Annotated in this window: 14 protein-coding genes; 10 read left to right on the top strand and 4 right to left on the bottom strand. The window is 50.2% G+C overall.

The genetic code is table 11. The features are described 5' to 3' along the window. The first annotated feature begins 22 nt into the window (after positions 1–22). The 3 genes from lpdD (at position 23) to mobB (ending at position 2,432) form a co-directional block, all read left to right on the top strand. On the top strand, positions 23–367 hold the full coding sequence (gene lpdD / locus CBE73_RS03820; RefSeq protein WP_094093071.1) for a prenylated flavin chaperone LpdD: 345 nt from the start codon (positions 23–25) through the stop codon (positions 365–367). Between the two features lie 135 nt (positions 368–502). Beyond that, positions 503–1,774 (top strand): molybdopterin molybdotransferase MoeA, encoded by a 1,272-nt coding sequence (locus CBE73_RS03815; protein WP_094093070.1) that lies wholly within the window; start codon positions 503–505, stop codon positions 1,772–1,774. A 25-nt stretch (positions 1,775–1,799) separates the two neighbouring features. Further along, positions 1,800–2,432 (top strand): molybdopterin-guanine dinucleotide biosynthesis protein B, encoded by a 633-nt coding sequence (gene mobB / locus CBE73_RS03810; RefSeq protein ID WP_094093069.1) that lies wholly within the window; start codon positions 1,800–1,802, stop codon positions 2,430–2,432. 98 nt (positions 2,433–2,530) lie between these two features. Here the strand turns inward: mobB and xerS are convergent, their stop codons facing one another. Beyond that, a complete protein-coding gene (gene xerS, locus CBE73_RS03805; RefSeq protein ID WP_094093068.1) occupies positions 2,531–3,613 on the bottom strand; it encodes a tyrosine recombinase XerS in 1,083 nt (360 codons plus the stop codon). Between the two features lie 85 nt (positions 3,614–3,698). Between xerS and CBE73_RS03800 the strand changes: the two genes are divergently transcribed. After that, complete coding sequence (locus CBE73_RS03800) at positions 3,699–4,199, top strand: GNAT family N-acetyltransferase (RefSeq protein ID WP_094093067.1); 501 nt, start codon at positions 3,699–3,701, stop codon at positions 4,197–4,199. Positions 4,200–4,317: 118 nt separating this feature from the next. After that, the gene (locus CBE73_RS03795; RefSeq protein WP_094093066.1) at positions 4,318–5,037 is read left to right on the top strand and encodes a YebC/PmpR family DNA-binding transcriptional regulator; all 720 of its coding nucleotides are present in this window, start codon (positions 4,318–4,320) and stop codon (positions 5,035–5,037) included. A gap of 186 nt (positions 5,038–5,223) precedes the next feature. On the opposite strand, the gene CBE73_RS03790 is transcribed toward CBE73_RS03795, so the two are convergent. After that, the gene (locus tag CBE73_RS03790) at positions 5,224–5,619 is read right to left on the bottom strand and encodes a VOC family protein (protein ID WP_094093065.1); all 396 of its coding nucleotides are present in this window, start codon (positions 5,617–5,619) and stop codon (positions 5,224–5,226) included. Positions 5,620–5,643: 24 nt separating this feature from the next. Then, positions 5,644–6,144 carry a DinB family protein gene (locus tag CBE73_RS03785; protein WP_094093064.1) on the bottom strand — a complete coding sequence of 167 codons (501 nt, stop codon included), beginning with the start codon at positions 6,142–6,144 and terminating at the stop codon, positions 5,644–5,646. Between the two features lie 579 nt (positions 6,145–6,723). Here CBE73_RS03785 and CBE73_RS03780 point away from each other — a divergent pair. The 4 genes from CBE73_RS03780 to CBE73_RS03765 all read left to right on the top strand — a co-directional run bounded on the left by CBE73_RS03780 (position 6,724) and on the right by CBE73_RS03765 (position 12,014). After that, the gene (locus CBE73_RS03780) at positions 6,724–8,238 is read left to right on the top strand and encodes a methyl-accepting chemotaxis protein (RefSeq protein ID WP_095210040.1); all 1,515 of its coding nucleotides are present in this window, start codon (positions 6,724–6,726) and stop codon (positions 8,236–8,238) included. Positions 8,239–8,509: 271 nt separating this feature from the next. Beyond that, positions 8,510–9,964 carry an ABC transporter substrate-binding protein gene (locus CBE73_RS03775; protein ID WP_094093063.1) on the top strand — a complete coding sequence of 485 codons (1,455 nt, stop codon included), beginning with the start codon at positions 8,510–8,512 and terminating at the stop codon, positions 9,962–9,964. A gap of 303 nt (positions 9,965–10,267) precedes the next feature. Then, a complete protein-coding gene (locus tag CBE73_RS03770) occupies positions 10,268–11,161 on the top strand; it encodes a carbohydrate ABC transporter permease (RefSeq protein ID WP_094093062.1) in 894 nt (297 codons plus the stop codon). Positions 11,162–11,180: 19 nt separating this feature from the next. Then, on the top strand, positions 11,181–12,014 hold the full coding sequence (locus CBE73_RS03765) for a carbohydrate ABC transporter permease (protein WP_094093061.1): 834 nt from the start codon (positions 11,181–11,183) through the stop codon (positions 12,012–12,014). A gap of 76 nt (positions 12,015–12,090) precedes the next feature. Here the strand turns inward: CBE73_RS03765 and CBE73_RS03760 are convergent, their stop codons facing one another. Continuing rightward, entirely contained in the window at positions 12,091–13,320 is a 1,230-nt protein-coding gene (locus CBE73_RS03760) for an MDR family MFS transporter (protein ID WP_342351910.1), read from the bottom strand. Positions 13,321–13,455: 135 nt separating this feature from the next. Here CBE73_RS03760 and CBE73_RS03755 point away from each other — a divergent pair, with 135 nt between their 5' ends. After that, a complete protein-coding gene (locus tag CBE73_RS03755; protein WP_174704657.1) occupies positions 13,456–15,327 on the top strand; it encodes an ABC transporter substrate-binding protein in 1,872 nt (623 codons plus the stop codon). The last annotated feature ends 42 nt before the right edge of the window (positions 15,328–15,369 follow it).

Raw genomic sequence — 15,369 nt, 5'->3', positions numbered from 1 at the left:
TGTTGAAAGAAGGAGGAGCAGGATGGGGCGTTTTGATGATTTGGGGCTGAAGGCAGTTCAGTTGGGTAAAGATCACCTCCTGGTGATTACCGGGGGAACCGCGCATATTGGCGCAGCTTCCATGGCCTATACGGAAGCAGATGAAAGAATAGTAACGGCACAGACAGCAGCTGTTCCAGGCCATAAGGAGCACAGGCTGACGGATCTTCTGGTCCGTAAAATCAGCCGGGAGCTGGGAATCACGGCCCTGCTCGTGATGGGGATTCACTATGACGGGCTTGATCCGGAGGAAATTCGTGAAATCAGTATCCAAACGGAGCGGATGATAGATGAATATATAGCCGGAGTAAAAGGAGTAAACCCGTAATCTGTACGGTTTTTTTTGCGCTTCAGGTGCTTTTTATTTGCATTAGCGGGTTATTCCCAATACGATAAGGTTAGAGCTTTCTTCCGAATACCGGAAGACTAGGAGCAAAAGCGTGACAGAGAAAGGATTTTCCCCATGAATAAGGATTTCATGCAGCATGCTAAATTCAAACGAAACATCGTGCAGCCGGATCAGGCTCAGCAGCTGATCATGCCCTATGTTAAGCTTCTCGAAACGGAGCACGTCGCTTTAACGGAGGCCCGTGGACGGTTTCTGGCCGAGCCGGTGCTTGCGCCTCATCCGTATCCCCATTTCCGACGTTCGGGCATGGACGGTTATGCACTGCGCAGCGAAGATACGAAAGGGGCTGCTACGGACAAGCCGGTTACCCTTGAGGTGATCGACGAGATTCCGGCGGGATCGCTGCCCGGCGTTCCGCTCCGGCCAGGTACGGCTGCCCGTATTATGACCGGCGCGAAGGTGCCTGACGAAGCGGATGCAGTCGTCATGTTAGAAATGACGGAGAAGCTGGAGCAGGAAGGACAAACCCTCTTCACCTTAAAGAGGGAAATAGAGGCTGGCACGAATCTTACACCAATAGGGCGCGAACTGCAGGCACAAGATCTGCTGCTTGAAGCAGGCCGGATGATTTCGGCTGGAGAAACCTCGGTTCTGGCCACCTTTGGTTATCACCAGGTCCTCGTTCGGCGCCGGCCCCGCGTGGCAATCTGTTCCACCGGCTCGGAGCTGCTGCGGGTGGAAGAACCTCTGCAGGATGGACGGATTAGAAACAGCAATACCTATACGCTGGCCTGCCAGGTTCAGGACGCCGGAGGAGAACCGTATATTCTGGATTCTATTGCGGACGATCTTGAGCTCGCTAAGCAGCGGGTCATGAAGGCGCTTGAAGAATACGACATCGTCATTACAAGCGGGGGCGTATCCGTAGGGGATTATGATATTATGGCTGATCTGGTGCAGGAGGGCAGCGTGACTATGCTGTTCAACAAGGTTGCCATGCGGCCGGGCAGTGTGACAACAGCGGCGGTCTACGGGGACAAGCTGTTATTTGCCTTATCGGGTAATCCCGGCGCCTGCTTTGTTGGATTTGAGCTGTTTGCACGTCCGGCCATCCGCGGGATGCTGGGAGCCTCTGATCCTTATCTGCCTCGATTAGAGGCGGTGCTTGGCGAGGACTACACCAAGATCAATAATTTTACCCGGTTTGTACGCGGGAGCCTGGAGTATAAAGAAGGCAGGGTTTATGTGCATCCGGCCAAGCTGGATGAATCGGGTGTCATGATCACGATCAAGGACAGCGATGTTCTGATTGTGGTCCCGCCAACGTCAACCGGCTTCACAGCCGGCCAGCAGGTAACGGCTATCCTTCTGCCTAAAGGGATTTGAATTTTGCATAAAGGAGCCGCCTATCATGCCTGATGTCATACAAATTGTGGGTTATAAGAACAGCGGCAAAACAACGCTGGCTGCCTATTTGGTCCGTTACTTTTCCGGACAAGGCAAGAAGGTAGGAGTGATCAAACACGACGGGCATGAGTTCGAAATCGATCACCCCGGTACCGACTCCTGGCGAATGACGCAAGCCGGAGCAGCAGCCGTAGCGATTACTTCGGCCGGCAAAACGGCGATCGTGGAGGAACAGGGCCGCTCCTTGGAAGAGCTGCTTGTCCGGTTTGAAGCCGCCGATTTGATTATCGTAGAAGGGTTCAAGCGAGAAGCGTACCCCAAAATCGTCATGCTGCGAAGTCCAGAGGATCTGCCGCTTATTCAGGCATCCAGCCGGATTGCCGCGGTCGTTTGCTGGGAAGAGCTTTTGGCTGCTGTGGCAGCAGGTGAAGCCGGTGAAGCTGTAGAAACAGGAGCAATAGGGAATATAGGAGAATCAGGCAAAACGATCGAAGGCGGAAACGGCCGCAGGATAGTTCAGGCGAATGCCCTTCACCGGAGATTGTCTTTGCCGTCCTCCGTACCGTGCTTTATGCTCGGTGAATCAGACCGCTTGGCGCAGTGGCTGGCGGAGCAAGCAGGGAACAGCGGGCATTAAAACGGCCCCACTTCCGTGGGGCCGTGCAGTTCCGTTCGCGTCAACTTGCGTATTTTTTAAGAATGAGTTCAGTTGGGTTTAATAGATTCGGAGCTGGATTAAGAGTCAACCCGGCGTTCAATGGCTTCGGACATCGTTTTATCGGTCAGATGGGCGTAGATTTCAGTCGTTTCCGTCGAGGCGTGCCCGAGCTGCTCTTTCGTTTTGTAAATATCGTTCTGAAGGTAATAATCGGTGGCAAAGGAATGCCGCAGCTTATGAACGGTCAGATAAGGTTTGCCGAAGCGTTTGGCGTATTTAATAATCATGGCCTGGATCGCCCGTTTGGTCATGCGTTTGCCTTCCGTGGCTCCATTGGGCAGGGCGATGAATAACGCTTTCTCACGCTTTGGCGTCCGGTAACGGGGCGTCCGGAGGTTCATGTATTCCATTAGATCGTCGCGGGCTTGTTCCCGGAAGTAGACGGGCGTCTTGAAGGTTTCTTCATTGTTGCCTTTCCGGTACACATATAGCATTTTATTGGCCAAATCGAGATCATCCACATTCAGATTGACTACCTCGGATACTCGCAGACCGGAGTTCAGAATCAGGCTCGCAATGCAGGCATCACGTTCCCGATTCATTTCAAAGGCGTACAGCGCTTGTTTGTTGTTCTCAATGTCCTGGCGATAATGTTCATGGATATAGGCCACAAATTCGTTCAGCTCGTGGTCCTCAAGGATTTTGCCTTTGAGCTTGGCGGCAGTGTCCTTGGGTTTATGAATGCGCTTCACCTCAACCTTGGCCATAATATTGCGTTTCAATAAAGGATAGAAGTTCTCGTCTTCCGCAATCTGGCTGAGATAATGAAACAGCGAGCGCAGCGAGGATAACTTCCGCGATACGGTAACCCGGCTGTTGGTGCCTTGCGTGCGCGTGCCCAGATGAAGGCGGTAGCTGACAATGCTCTCCATGTGAAGCACTTCAAGCTCCTGCAGCGTCACGTCTTTGTTGCTTTCAGCCTGGCTAAGTCCCTCGGCTCTCAGCCATCCGAAGAATTGTTCATAGTCCCGGATATATTCCAGCAGGGTGGACGGGGACAAATCCGGAAGCTTGTAATCGATAAACTGCTGGACGAACCAGGGCATATGGATCACTTTTTCATCCAGCTTGCCGCGGTCGATTCCTTTTTGAATGTTCATGATATCAGATCACCTTTTCTCATTTGAAGCTGTATTCTTTATTTTACCACAATCATCAACCTACATTAAGGAAAGGCGGGAGAGTATGGAAATCGTTCTGGAGCCTGTAACGGCCGGCCAATCCGGAGTTTTGCAGAATCTTATGCAGTTTTATTTTTATGATTTTACAGCCTATCTGGATATTCAGGTGGAAGAGAGCGGCAAATTCCAGCCTTATCCCGGTTTGGAGAAGTATTATAACGGGGCTGACGGCCAATACGAGGCATTTCTGTTCCGTTATGGCGAGCATCTGACCGGGTTTGCTTTAGTGGATCATCCGTTGAGTCATCCTGACGGCGAGCATTATATGGCCGAGTTTTTTGTCTTAAAAAGATTCCGCCGCCAAGGCATCGGCCGCAGCGCCGCCTGGGCGCTCTTTGACCGCTACCCGGGCCGCTGGTTCATTTCCCAGCTCCAGGCGAACACCAGGGCCCAGTCGTTCTGGCGTTCAACGGTATCCGCCTATACGTCCGGCCAATACCGCGAGAAGGTTAAGCTAGGCAGCGGCAATACGGTGCAGTTCTTTGAGGCGGACGGCAGCCGGTAGTTATTACTTGGTGCCGAAGCACTTGTTCAAAGGCTAACAAAAAGGATATAATGTACAAGGTATATTTGTACTTAAAAGCAAGATTATATCATTTCAAGACGAGAAAGTGGGATTGGTAATGGGTCGTAAGTGGAATAATATTAAAGAGAAGAAAGCTTCTAAAGACGCAAATACAAGCCGGGTTTATGCCAAATTCGGCGTTGAAATTTACGTAGCCGCCAAGAAAGGCGAGCCGGACCCGGAATCCAACCGTGCCCTGAAGGTCGTATTGGAGCGTGCCAAAACCTATAACGTGCCTAAAGCGATCATTGACCGTGCGCTGGATAAAGCCAAAGGCAGTGGAGACGAAACTTATGTAGAGCTGCGTTATGAAGGATTTGGGCCAAACGGATCAATGATTATCGTCGATGCTCTGACTAATAACGTAAACCGCACCGCACCTGAAGTCCGTTCCGCTTTTAACAAAAACGGCGGAAATATGGGGGTCAGTGGGTCGGTGTCCTACATGTTTGATCCGACGGCAGTTATCGGCCTTGAAGGCAAAACCGCTGACGAAGTGATGGAGCTCTTGATTGAAGGCGATGTAGATGTGCGCGATGTGCTGGAAGAAGATGAAGCCGTTATCGTTTATGCCGAGCCGGATCAATTCCATGCTGTCCAGGAAGCTCTTAAGAACGCCGGTGTCAGCGAGTTTACAGTAGCCGAGCTGTCCATGATTCCGCAAACCTATGTAACTTTGGATGCAGATGCTCAAGTACAGTTCGAGAAGCTGATTGATGCGCTTGAGGATCTGGAAGACGTGCAGCAGGTTTACCATAACGTTGATTTTGGCGATTAAGGAATGTTCTAAACGGACAAGATTGGCTGCCAAGGCCGGTCTTGTCCGTTTTTTAATTAGATCAATCTGAATAGGAGTAGGGAGAGGTTTAGCTTTCGACCTTATAATAAGTTTACATAATATATGTTATTTAACCTTACTCTTTTGACCAAATTTATTGGAATAGTACCCTTGTGGAATAAAGTTCTAATTCAGCTGCTGCGCCATCTCCCAAATATGTCCACTTGGATCGGCAAAGCTTGCGGTGCGTATTCCCCAAGGCCGGTTCATCGGACCGTTAAGAAGAGCGACACCACGTTCTTTCAATTGTTCGCAGATTGCATCCACATGATCTATTTGGATAGTGAACTGGAACCGCGACCCGGCTTCTCTACTTGCAACCGTTTCGGGAGCTATCAGTTCCTCTGCGGCTGGAGTAGTGAGCAGATTAATGCTCATGTTCGCGAAGTCTAATACAGCTGAATTGTCGTCTTCATAAACGGGGGAAAGGCCAAAGACCTCTTGATAAAACCTCTTCGAGGCAGGGAGATCCTCAACGAACAAAGTAATGACATTTACGCTCAGTGACCCTAAAATTTCCATTCCTACACCTCTCTTTTATTTTATTTAAGTAAACAGTCCGCCTAAACGATCATCGGTAGGAGGCGGGCAGCCCAATTGTTTTGCCATCATTAAGATTTGACCTTTGTGATGAAATTCGTGGGTTTCAACATGAGTTAACAGCAGCAGAGGAGTAGGTGTTTTCGGGTAACCCTGCCATTCCGCCTCTTGCTCGATGGGTTCAGACCAGCGATCGCAATAGACATGCAGGAAACGCTGCACGATTTCATCTACTTCCGTAAATTTGCCGCGGACAACCTTCACATCTGCATGTTCAATTTCTTGTAGAAAAGTGTCCTTGTGTTCGCTTAACTTCTTTAAGGCGAAGGATTCCAGCCAAAATCTATAACAATCGGCAACATGAATATGCGTTCGAATAATTGTTCCGTGTCCAAAATTAGGAACCGTTTGATGTAATATTTGGGGCGGAATCTCTTCCAGAAACGCAAACAGGTTTTGTCTAGCGGAGCTGATCCAATTGTATTGCTGCAGCAAGATTTCTAACATTCGTTCACCCCTTAGTCTTTTAACATTGTATTCGTTCCATTCCCTTCCAGTATATCCTGGCAAAATATCAATTTCTATAGTTCTTATCAGTTCTTTATTATTAGAACCGTTCGAGTATCGAGCATACCAACAACAGAACAAAGCTCGTTTTATACCTGAAAAAGCGGAGAATGGTCGGTTCTTTAGCGACCTTTTTCGGCTTTTTTTAAGCAGTCCACTAGCGGCGGACAATACGATCCGATGAGTTGTCAATCAACGACAAAAGACCTTTAGATTTTCAGCTATTATAAAATTACAACATATGAAAAATTCATAATAATAAAGAAAAACGAACTTAGATCATGACTGCAAACCTGCACCTCCACACGTTTAACACGGAAAAAGGAAACAAAGTTACCTATAATATAATTATGTAAACTTAATAAAACAAAAAACTTTAATGCTTTATTGCGAAAAATAGAAGGAAACTATTTCCTATCGGTCATCCAACTGCTATACTGTGAGGAAATATAACATGTAAGCAAAAAGAACTATGGAATAGGGCTATCCGCATATTAAACAGAGAGTGGGGGATTCATCGTGAAGTTTCGCCGCAGCTTGATCTGGTTTGCCGTTATTTTAGCCGTATTATTTGTTTATTGTCTGTTTATTGACATGTATTGGGTTCACAAGACCATACTCGGCGCTGCTTTACTGCTGCTAGGCTTGGGAGTGCTGAACAGCCACCGGGGGCTGAAGGCCTTAAAGAACGACCTGATGCATTCACGGGATGAGATCAAGCAATTGGGGAACGAAATTTATGTCACCGCAGACCGGCTTCACGGGGCCCTGGAGGAAATCAGCAGGCACACTGACGGTCTCCAGCAGACGGCCGATTATTCTCATGCTTATGAGATGGAATTGAGGCAGAGAAGCTATGAGGCCAAAGCGAATATGGAGGAATCTTTTTATAAAATGAAGGAAGCTGCAGCGGCCACCGAACATATTTCTGCGCTCACGGACCGGCTTGGCGGAAATATGAAGGATACCAGCCACGGGGTCAGTGAAATGCTGGAGTCGATACATAATACCCGCTCCGTGATGGATCAACTGGAGCAGCAGGGCAGCCAAATGCGGGAGAAATTCGGACAGCTGACCGATCAGATCTCCAAGGTAGAGCATATTAATACTTTGATCAACGGCATTGTCGAAGAAACCTCGCTGCTTGCCTTAAATGCTTCCATTGAGGCGGCACGGGCCGGAGAAGAAGGGAGAGGTTTTGCAGTTGTAGCGGGCCGTATCCGCAAGCTTGCCGACCAAAGTAAGGATTCGGTGGACAAGTCTACTTCTCTCCTTAGAGAGATTACGACCCGCGTGAAAGAAGTGGCCGACTCTGTTAAAAAAGAACAATTCGCCGTCAAACTCGGCGTTAAGGATGTAGAGGCCATTCACACCCGGCTTGAAACGGTGGCGCAGCGGGTGAAAGAGGTAGAGGGCGCTGTTGCAGAGACCTTGAGCGCGGCGGATAGTCAAAACCGGCTGATCGAGCAAACCTCTGGGAAATTGAACGGGGCTGTTCAGATCGTTAATGAAACGATCAGCAATGTGGACCTGACGCTTGAGCAGGTGACCAAGCAGCGGGGACAGATTAATCAATTGAACGATGTCAGCGCAAATCTCCTGAAAGAATCGGAAGCGCTGCATCAATCCGTCCTGGAAATCGCCGGAGCAACAGAAGCCGAAGAAACGGTGTATGCTGGCAAACTGCAGGAAATGCAGGCTCTGCTTGAGACTATTGCTGCAAAAGAGTCATTATGGGTGCTGGATCCCGAACACCATAAAGCTGTATTGATGCCTTATCTATCCCGGACGGAAGATATCCAGGCGATCTGGTCCAATCATACAGACGGGACGTTTATTTTCTCGGAGCCCGCAGCTGGTTTGCTGAATGCCAAACGCCGGGACTGGTGGATAGGCGCGGTGGAGCAGGGAGCTTACGTCTCCAAGCCTTACGTTTCGGCTATAACCAAACGGTCCTGTATTACACTTTCTAAAGCGATCCTGAATGGGGAGGGCACAGTTATTGGCGTGATCGGCCTGGATCTGGCTGTATAGCTTGGCCGGGAGCATTTTTATTCCGATTCTTGTTTGATTCTCTTTGGCGTAAAATTAAATCTTTCCCCTTGATGGTGATGCTGTCTTTAAGCCGCCGCTTCCTCTGAAGCGGCGGCTTTCTTCATAAATAACCGTAACAAACCGTACAGATTCGCATCCTGCGTTCAGGAAAAGTTCGAATATTCCAAGCATAAACCCAATAGGATGTAGTACCACAAACAAGAATGCGCTTTCACAAAACGGCGGATTCAATCAAAGGGGAGGCAGACCAATGTCAGCCAGAAGAAGAAAATTAGGTTTTCTGACGGTCAGTATGTTAAGTATGGCCTTAATATTCAGCGGCTGTTCAAGCGGCAGTAACGGGAATGAGGCCAATGCGGGGCAGTCGGCCAATTCGGGGGGAGGCAGCAGCGCCAGCACCAACAGCGGAGGCGGGAACAGCAGTGGGGACAGTACGGCTAAAACCGTGCTTACCTTGACCTACCGGGATGACGGTATCGGCGAGAATGGAGCTATGTATAAATGGATTCAGGAAGTGGCTGCTGCATATCCGAACAAAAATGTCGAAGTGAAACCTACTCCGATCCAAGCCTCGGAAGGCGATTATTTTGCCAAAATTGCTTTGGCGCTGAAATCCAAGGATACCGCACCGGATATCGTTACAGAGGATACATTTATTCTCAACTCCGATGCCAGCGCCGGTTTCCTTGAGCCGATTGACGATCAGGTGAATGCCTGGGAGGACTGGAACAACGGATCGTTTATCGAAGCGATGAAGAAAGGGGTCACCGCAAGCGACGGCAAGGTGTACGGCGTTCCTTACAACACGGACTCCCGCGGGCTGTGGTACAACAAAGAGCTGTTCAAGAAGGTTGGATTGCCTGAGGATTGGCAGCCTAAGACCTGGGATGATGTGCTGGATGCAGCGCGTACGCTGAAAGAGAAAGCCGGCAGTGACGTAGTGCCTTTCTGGATGAATATGGGCAAAGCAACGGGCGAAGCGACCTCAATGCAGACCTATGAAATGCTGCTCTACGGAACTGGAGAACGTCTCATTGATGACGCGACCGGCAAATGGACGGTGAAAAGCCAGGGCATTATGGACTCCCTGAATTTCATTCAGACGATTAACAAGGAAAAGCTGGGTCCTCCGCTGTCCAAAGTGCTGAACGGGCAGGCCGGCAATACGGCAACCCGTGAGTATATGCCGAAAGGCAAACTCGGTATCCTGCTGGACGGTTCCTGGATCACAGGCAACTATATCGAAGGCGGGGCTGCACCTTGGCCGGAATATAAAGACGTGCTTGGAATTGCGCCAATGCCAACCAGCAAAGGTCAGGATCCAGGAAGCATCACGCTGGCCGGCGGATGGGCGCTGTCTCTGCCGAAGAACGGCCAGCATAAAGAAGAAGCCTGGGATTTCATCAAGTTTGCGTTAAACAAGGAGAACTCCAAGAAGCTGGTGATCGGGCTTGGTAATATTACGGTTCGGGCCGATGTGGCCAAAGATCCGGAATACACCTCGATGCCGTTTAACGAAATTACTACGGAATACCTGAATAATGCGGAATTTAGACCGGCTAATGATAAATATCCGGAGGTTTCCACTCAAATTCAGACGATGGTCGAGTCGGTGGCTACCGGCACTGCGCCTGATGTGGCGATGAACAAATACGCTCAGGATGTAACGCGCATCGTTGGAGCCGACAATGTGCAGGAGAAATAATAAATCATTCTATCAAGTAAACCTTTCAGTTTCCTGCTCAAACTGAGGTAATGGCTTGCAGCTTCACTGCACATTACTTTGCTGTACTTGATTTAATTTAATTTGCTGCTTTACTTTGCTGCCCGGGGCTGACCGGAACTTGGAGGTTCAGTCCCTGCAGGCAGCAACTTCAGACAGGAGTCAGAGGCAGGGAAGCACGGAAGTGATGGCCTGGCAGCTTGCGAAGGGTAACCTTGTTCTTTTTACAGTTCCGGATGCCTGAAGATAAACGCTTCTCCGCCGTAGAAAAGGAGGCAAACTACCATGAGCAGCACAGCAGCTTTACCCCTGGCACATAAGAAGAAAAGGTCTTATGCCTGGATTTATTTCCTGCTGCCGTCCATAGCGGTGATGCTGGTCTTTTTTATTTATCCGATCCTCTTAACATTCTATTATTCATTTACCAATTTAGCACTGACCGGCGAAGCCGCGAAGGAGCTTAAATTCATTGGGTTCGATAACTATGTGCGGATGTTCCAGGATCCGTCCGTGCGGGTCAGCATTTGGAACACGCTGATATTCCTGATCGGATCGGCTGTAATCGGGCAGCAGGTGCTGGGTTTCTTCATAGCTTTGCTGATGAAGCACAAAAACAGGCTGTTCCGCCGGGTGATCGGTACGATTGTGCTCGCCGGCTGGGTCACGCCTGAGATTGTCTGCGCGTTATGCTTGTACAGCTTTTTCGGGGATGAAGGGACCTTGAATGCGATCCTTGGATTTGTGGGGATTCATGATGTAGCCTGGCTCTACACGGTTCCGATGCTGACGGTCATTCTGGCCAATATTTGGCACGGAACGGCCTTCTCCATGCTGGTCTTTCAGGCTGCGCTGGACGACGTACCTAATGAAATTGAAGAAGCGGCGGTCGTAGACGGAGCCTCCAAGCTGCAAATTCTGCTTCGTATCACGATCCCGTACATCAAGCAAACAATAACAACCAACATGATGCTGGTTACCCTTCAGACGCTGGGTGTGTTCGGGCTGATTTACGCCATGACCGGCGGGGGACCTGGAACGGCTACGACTACGCTGCCAATCTTTATGTACAACCAGGCGTTCGTCAACTACCAACTGGGTTATGGAACGGCTATTTCGCTGCTTCTGCTGGTGCTCGGCATCGTACTCAGCTTATTCTATATCCGCTCCATGAAAGAATAACCGGGAAAGGAGAACGCCTATGAACGGACAACAACGCAAGTGGATTTACCGGATTCTGCCTTATGCCATTCTGGCCATTATCGGTCTTTGTTTCCTGCTGCCGCTGTTATGGGTACTGGTGGCTTCTGTCGACCCGAATGCGCTGCAGTCGCTTAAAATGCCGGCCAGTTTCACCGGGGCCAACTATTCAGAAGTCATGACAAGCCAAGAAAACCAACGCGCTTTCGGAATTGGTTTGCTGATGTCGCTGGGCCAAGCTCTGATTGTAGTGATTTTGTCGCTGCTGGCGGCTTACCCGCTGTCAAGATACCAATTGAAGTATAAAAAACCCTTTATGCTCACCATTCTGTTCATGACTTCGCTGCCGATTACGGCCGTGATGGTCCCGGTCTATCAGCTGTTTCTGGGGCTGAAGCTGTACAATAACGTGTTTGGTGTTGTTTTGTTTTTCGTAGCGTCTTCGATGCCTTACGGCATCTGGATGATCAAGAACTTTATGGATTCCGTGCCTAACGATCTTGAAGAAGCAGCCTGGGTAGACGGGGCTTCGGTGTTTACGGGCATCCGCAAGGTCGTGGCACCGCTCATGGTGCCTGGCATTTGCACGGTTGCGATCTTTACTTTCTCGGGCAGCTGGGGCAACTTCTTTGTCCCTTACATTTTGCTGAACTCCCCGGAGAAATTCCCCGCCTCGCTGAAGCTGTACCAGTTTTTCGGACAATACGGAATGGTCAATTACGGCCAGCTGGCAGCATTCTCCGTGCTGTATGCGCTGCCTTCAGTGGTGCTCTATATTTTGTCCCAGCAGTTCATGTCCAAGGGATTCGGGTTGCAGGGGGGAACGAAGGGGTAAGAAGCGGTATAGATCAGATCTGTTAACAGGAAAACTGGTAAGATAGAATATCAGTTAAAAAGAAACAAACACCTGCTCAGGCGGCAGGTGTTTGTTCGTGTTGTTCGCGCCGCGTAAGCCGGCGGTGTGCTGTCAGCAGCAGCGGAAAACCAAAGACGGTTGTCACCGCCAGCGGTGCAAAGATCAGCAGGCCGTGGCTCGGTCCGGCACCATCCAGCAGCAGCCCGCCGAGGATCGGCGCCAGCACGCTGCCAATGTTGTTGAAGCCGATTGTCCCGAAATAGGTGCCGCGCCATTCCGGCTTCGCGATCCGGTCGATCAGTACGTCCATCATCGTAAACATAAGTACTTCTCCGATGGTAAAGACGACCACGCCCGCCAGCAGCATAGGCATATGGCCGGCCACGCCGAAGATCAGCATACTGCCCGCTACGCAAAGGTTGCCGGCGATCAGCGGAACCACCGGCGGGAATTTGCTGGCTGTCTTCACAAGCGGATATTGAAGGACAAGCACTGTAACCGCGTTTAGCGTCAGCATATAGGAGAACAGCCGGCTGCCATTCTCGAACAAGGGGCTCATCGCCACGTATTGGGCCAGCGTTGAGCTGAAATGCCCGTACCCAAGCACGCAGAAGATGGTGCCGAGCAGAATTGGCAGGAACACTTTGTCCTGACTTGTTGTTCTTAAGGCCTCCAGCATATGAGGCGATCCGTTACGTTCCGGGGCCGAACCATGGACCGGATGAATCCGGAACTGGATCACGATGACCAGACCGTAAAGGATATAAACCAATCCGGCGATAACAAACGGAAAGGTTGAGCGTGATGAGCCCAGCGCAAGACCGATCAGCGGACCAAATACAACGCCGAGGTTCACGGCGAAATACCGCATATTGAACACGAGGAGCTTGCGTTCCTTCGGGGTTACATCCGACAGCAAGGCTCTTGAAGCTGGCTCAAACACCGATCTGCACAGTCCGTTCAGCGTATTGACCACAAAGAAAACCCAGATTTCCCGGGCGGCTGCAAAACCGAAAAAGACGCAGGCCCAGCCGAACACGGAGATCAGCATCACTTTCTTTCGCCCGATTCGGTCAGAGATATATCCGCCATAGAAGCTAACCAGAACGCCGGCGAGCGAACTGACTGCGACCGTCAGGCCGGTTTCCGTCGAAGACGCGCCGAGCACCTGGGTTAAATAAATGGATAAAAACGGGATGCTCATAGACGTCACCAACCGGCCGAACATGGTGCCGATCACGATTGTCCAGGCTAAAGGGTGAATGTACCGAAGTGTATGTATCATGAAGGCTTCTCCTTCTCTTCTATTTCCTTTATAATTGTATCGCATAAAAGGGGAAGTAAAAGTGCAAAGAGGAGATATCATTTTTCACCTTTTGAATGGGTAAGTCCGACATATAGGAAGAGGAGGGGCGGACAAATGGAGCCCTATGAAGAACATTTTATAAAGATAGCCAGCTATTTGGGAAATGAGCCGACAATCTTCCCCGTAACTGGAGCCAAACCCACTTCTGCATATGAGTTAGAGCCTGGTTCCGAATCCATATCCGGTTCCTATCCGGTTTCCGTTACCATAGAACAGCTGGCGGGTGTATGGAATTGCACCTCCCGGAACGTCAAAATTATCCTCCGGCGTTTGGAGGAGCTTGGCTATATCCGGTGGGAAGCAGGACGGGGAAGAGGGCATAAATCGAAACTTCAATTCATCCGCAGCAGCCATGATGTGCTTGCCGGTGCGTTCAGGAGAGAGTTGACCAAAGGCCATATCAAAGAAGCGATTGACCTGCTGGGCAGACCGGAAATCTGCGAGAGACAGAAAGAGCAGCTGTGGGCGGCGCTGTATGCGGAAATGGGCATCAGCAGCCAGAGAACCGCGGCCGGCGGAACGGATGCCATGCAGATGATCCGCTACCGGGCGCCCGGCAGCCTGGATCCTGCGTTTGTATTCACAGCATTTGAAGCCTACATATTGGGACAAGTCTGCAGCACGCTTGTTCGTTATGAAGTGAGCGGGTCACAAGGATCGGCCTTTGAACCCGGACTGTCTCACTTATGGGAAGCCAATCCGGATTTTACCCGGTGGACATTTTATTTGAGAAAAGGGGTAAAGTTCCATAACGGCAAGGTGCTGACCGCCAGGGATGTCAAATTCACTGTGGAGAGACTTGAAACGATCGGCAGCCCCGGCTTATGGGCTTTTAAGGAGCTGGAGCGGATCGAAATTCACGGGGATCACGCTCTGAGTTTTGTATTTCGCCGTCCTAACCGGTTTATGCTGCATCTGGCCGGCAGTTTTCCAATGAGCATAGTACCCGAAGGTTCGGAGCCTGAAGAACGTCTGATCGGAACGGGTCCGTTCCGGATCGGCAGCCTGACACCGGACAGCTTGCAGCTGCATGCTTTTGACGATTATTATGGTTACCGTCCGCTGCTGGATGAAGTGACCATCTGGTTTTTTCCGGACATGGCCTCCAGTGAACGTCATTATCAGGTAAGCTCTGCGGATAACCCCGAAGAGCTCCTTTCCCGGCCTCTGCCAACGGGAATATGTCCGGAATATCGGGCGGCAGGCTGCAAATATCTACTGTTTAATTTTAACAAAGAGGGGCCGCAGCATCTGGCTGCTTTTCGTCAGGTTTTACGCTGTGTTTACAATCCTGAAGTATTATTGGAGGAGCTGGGAGGGAGCAGGCTTTCTCCTGCGGCAAGTTTCCTGCCCTGGAAGAGCAAACACGAGCAGTTCAGCCGTGACTCCTTGGATGAAGCCCGAGAGCTGCTTAAGGCGAGTGGCTATGAAGGTCAAGAGATTCGTTTGGCTTTCAAAAACATGAAAGAGGAAGAAGAGGAAGCTGCATGGATCCGCCGCCGCTGCGATAGTCTAGGCATTCCGATTTCCTTCGTGCCGTACAAGGATATGGACTTCGCTTCACTGCTGAATAAAGCCGAACTGATTTTGGCGGAAGAGTCGATCGAAGAGGATTGGGAGTGGGGCATGATCAACTTTTTCCTAAGCGGCCACAATTCCATTTCTCTCTTCATGACGGCTGAGCAAATTGCGACCATTGAAGGCATTCTATCAGGATATATGGAGCATGCGGAAGGTGAACGCCACCTCTTGCTGGACCGGGTGGAACAGCTGTTCAGAGATCGGGACTGGCTGCTCTACGGCTGTCATATGAACAAGAAAGCTTTCTACGATCAAGGGCTGCAGGGGTTGCAGACAACAAGCTTCGGATTTCTGGATTTCTCGAAATTATGGATTAAATCTCCGGGAGGCATGAGCGAACCGTGAAAGACAAGCAGGGATTGGTGCAAGAACAGGATCAAGAAACGG

Origin of the sequence: Paenibacillus physcomitrellae (assembly GCF_002240225.1) — a bacterium.
In the GTDB taxonomy this organism is placed as follows: domain Bacteria; phylum Bacillota; class Bacilli; order Paenibacillales; family Paenibacillaceae; genus Fontibacillus; species Fontibacillus physcomitrellae.
This window is presented reverse-complemented; position numbering and strand designations above follow the sequence as displayed.

Bases quoted from the DNA above. Each gene is read 5' to 3' on its own strand.
- CBE73_RS03775 (WP_094093063.1), top strand. From the start codon at position 8,510: ATGTCAGCCAGAAGAAGAAAATTAGGTTTTCTGACGGTCAGTATGTTA.
- CBE73_RS03785 (WP_094093064.1), bottom strand. From the start codon at position 6,144: ATGTTAGAAATCTTGCTGCAGCAATACAATTGGATCAGCTCCGCTAGA.
- CBE73_RS03760 (WP_342351910.1), bottom strand. From the start codon at position 13,320: ATGATACATACACTTCGGTACATTCACCCTTTAGCCTGGACAATCGTG.
- CBE73_RS03815 (WP_094093070.1), top strand. From the start codon at position 503: ATGAATAAGGATTTCATGCAGCATGCTAAATTCAAACGAAACATCGTG.
- CBE73_RS03765 (WP_094093061.1), top strand. From the start codon at position 11,181: ATGAACGGACAACAACGCAAGTGGATTTACCGGATTCTGCCTTATGCC.
- xerS (WP_094093068.1), bottom strand. From the start codon at position 3,613: ATGAACATTCAAAAAGGAATCGACCGCGGCAAGCTGGATGAAAAAGTG.
- CBE73_RS03795 (WP_094093066.1), top strand. From the start codon at position 4,318: ATGGGTCGTAAGTGGAATAATATTAAAGAGAAGAAAGCTTCTAAAGAC.
- CBE73_RS03755 (WP_174704657.1), top strand. From the start codon at position 13,456: ATGGAGCCCTATGAAGAACATTTTATAAAGATAGCCAGCTATTTGGGA.
- mobB (WP_094093069.1), top strand. From the start codon at position 1,800: ATGCCTGATGTCATACAAATTGTGGGTTATAAGAACAGCGGCAAAACA.
- lpdD (WP_094093071.1), top strand. From the start codon at position 23: ATGGGGCGTTTTGATGATTTGGGGCTGAAGGCAGTTCAGTTGGGTAAA.
- CBE73_RS03770 (WP_094093062.1), top strand. From the start codon at position 10,268: ATGAGCAGCACAGCAGCTTTACCCCTGGCACATAAGAAGAAAAGGTCT.
- CBE73_RS03800 (WP_094093067.1), top strand. From the start codon at position 3,699: ATGGAAATCGTTCTGGAGCCTGTAACGGCCGGCCAATCCGGAGTTTTG.
- CBE73_RS03790 (WP_094093065.1), bottom strand. From the start codon at position 5,619: ATGGAAATTTTAGGGTCACTGAGCGTAAATGTCATTACTTTGTTCGTT.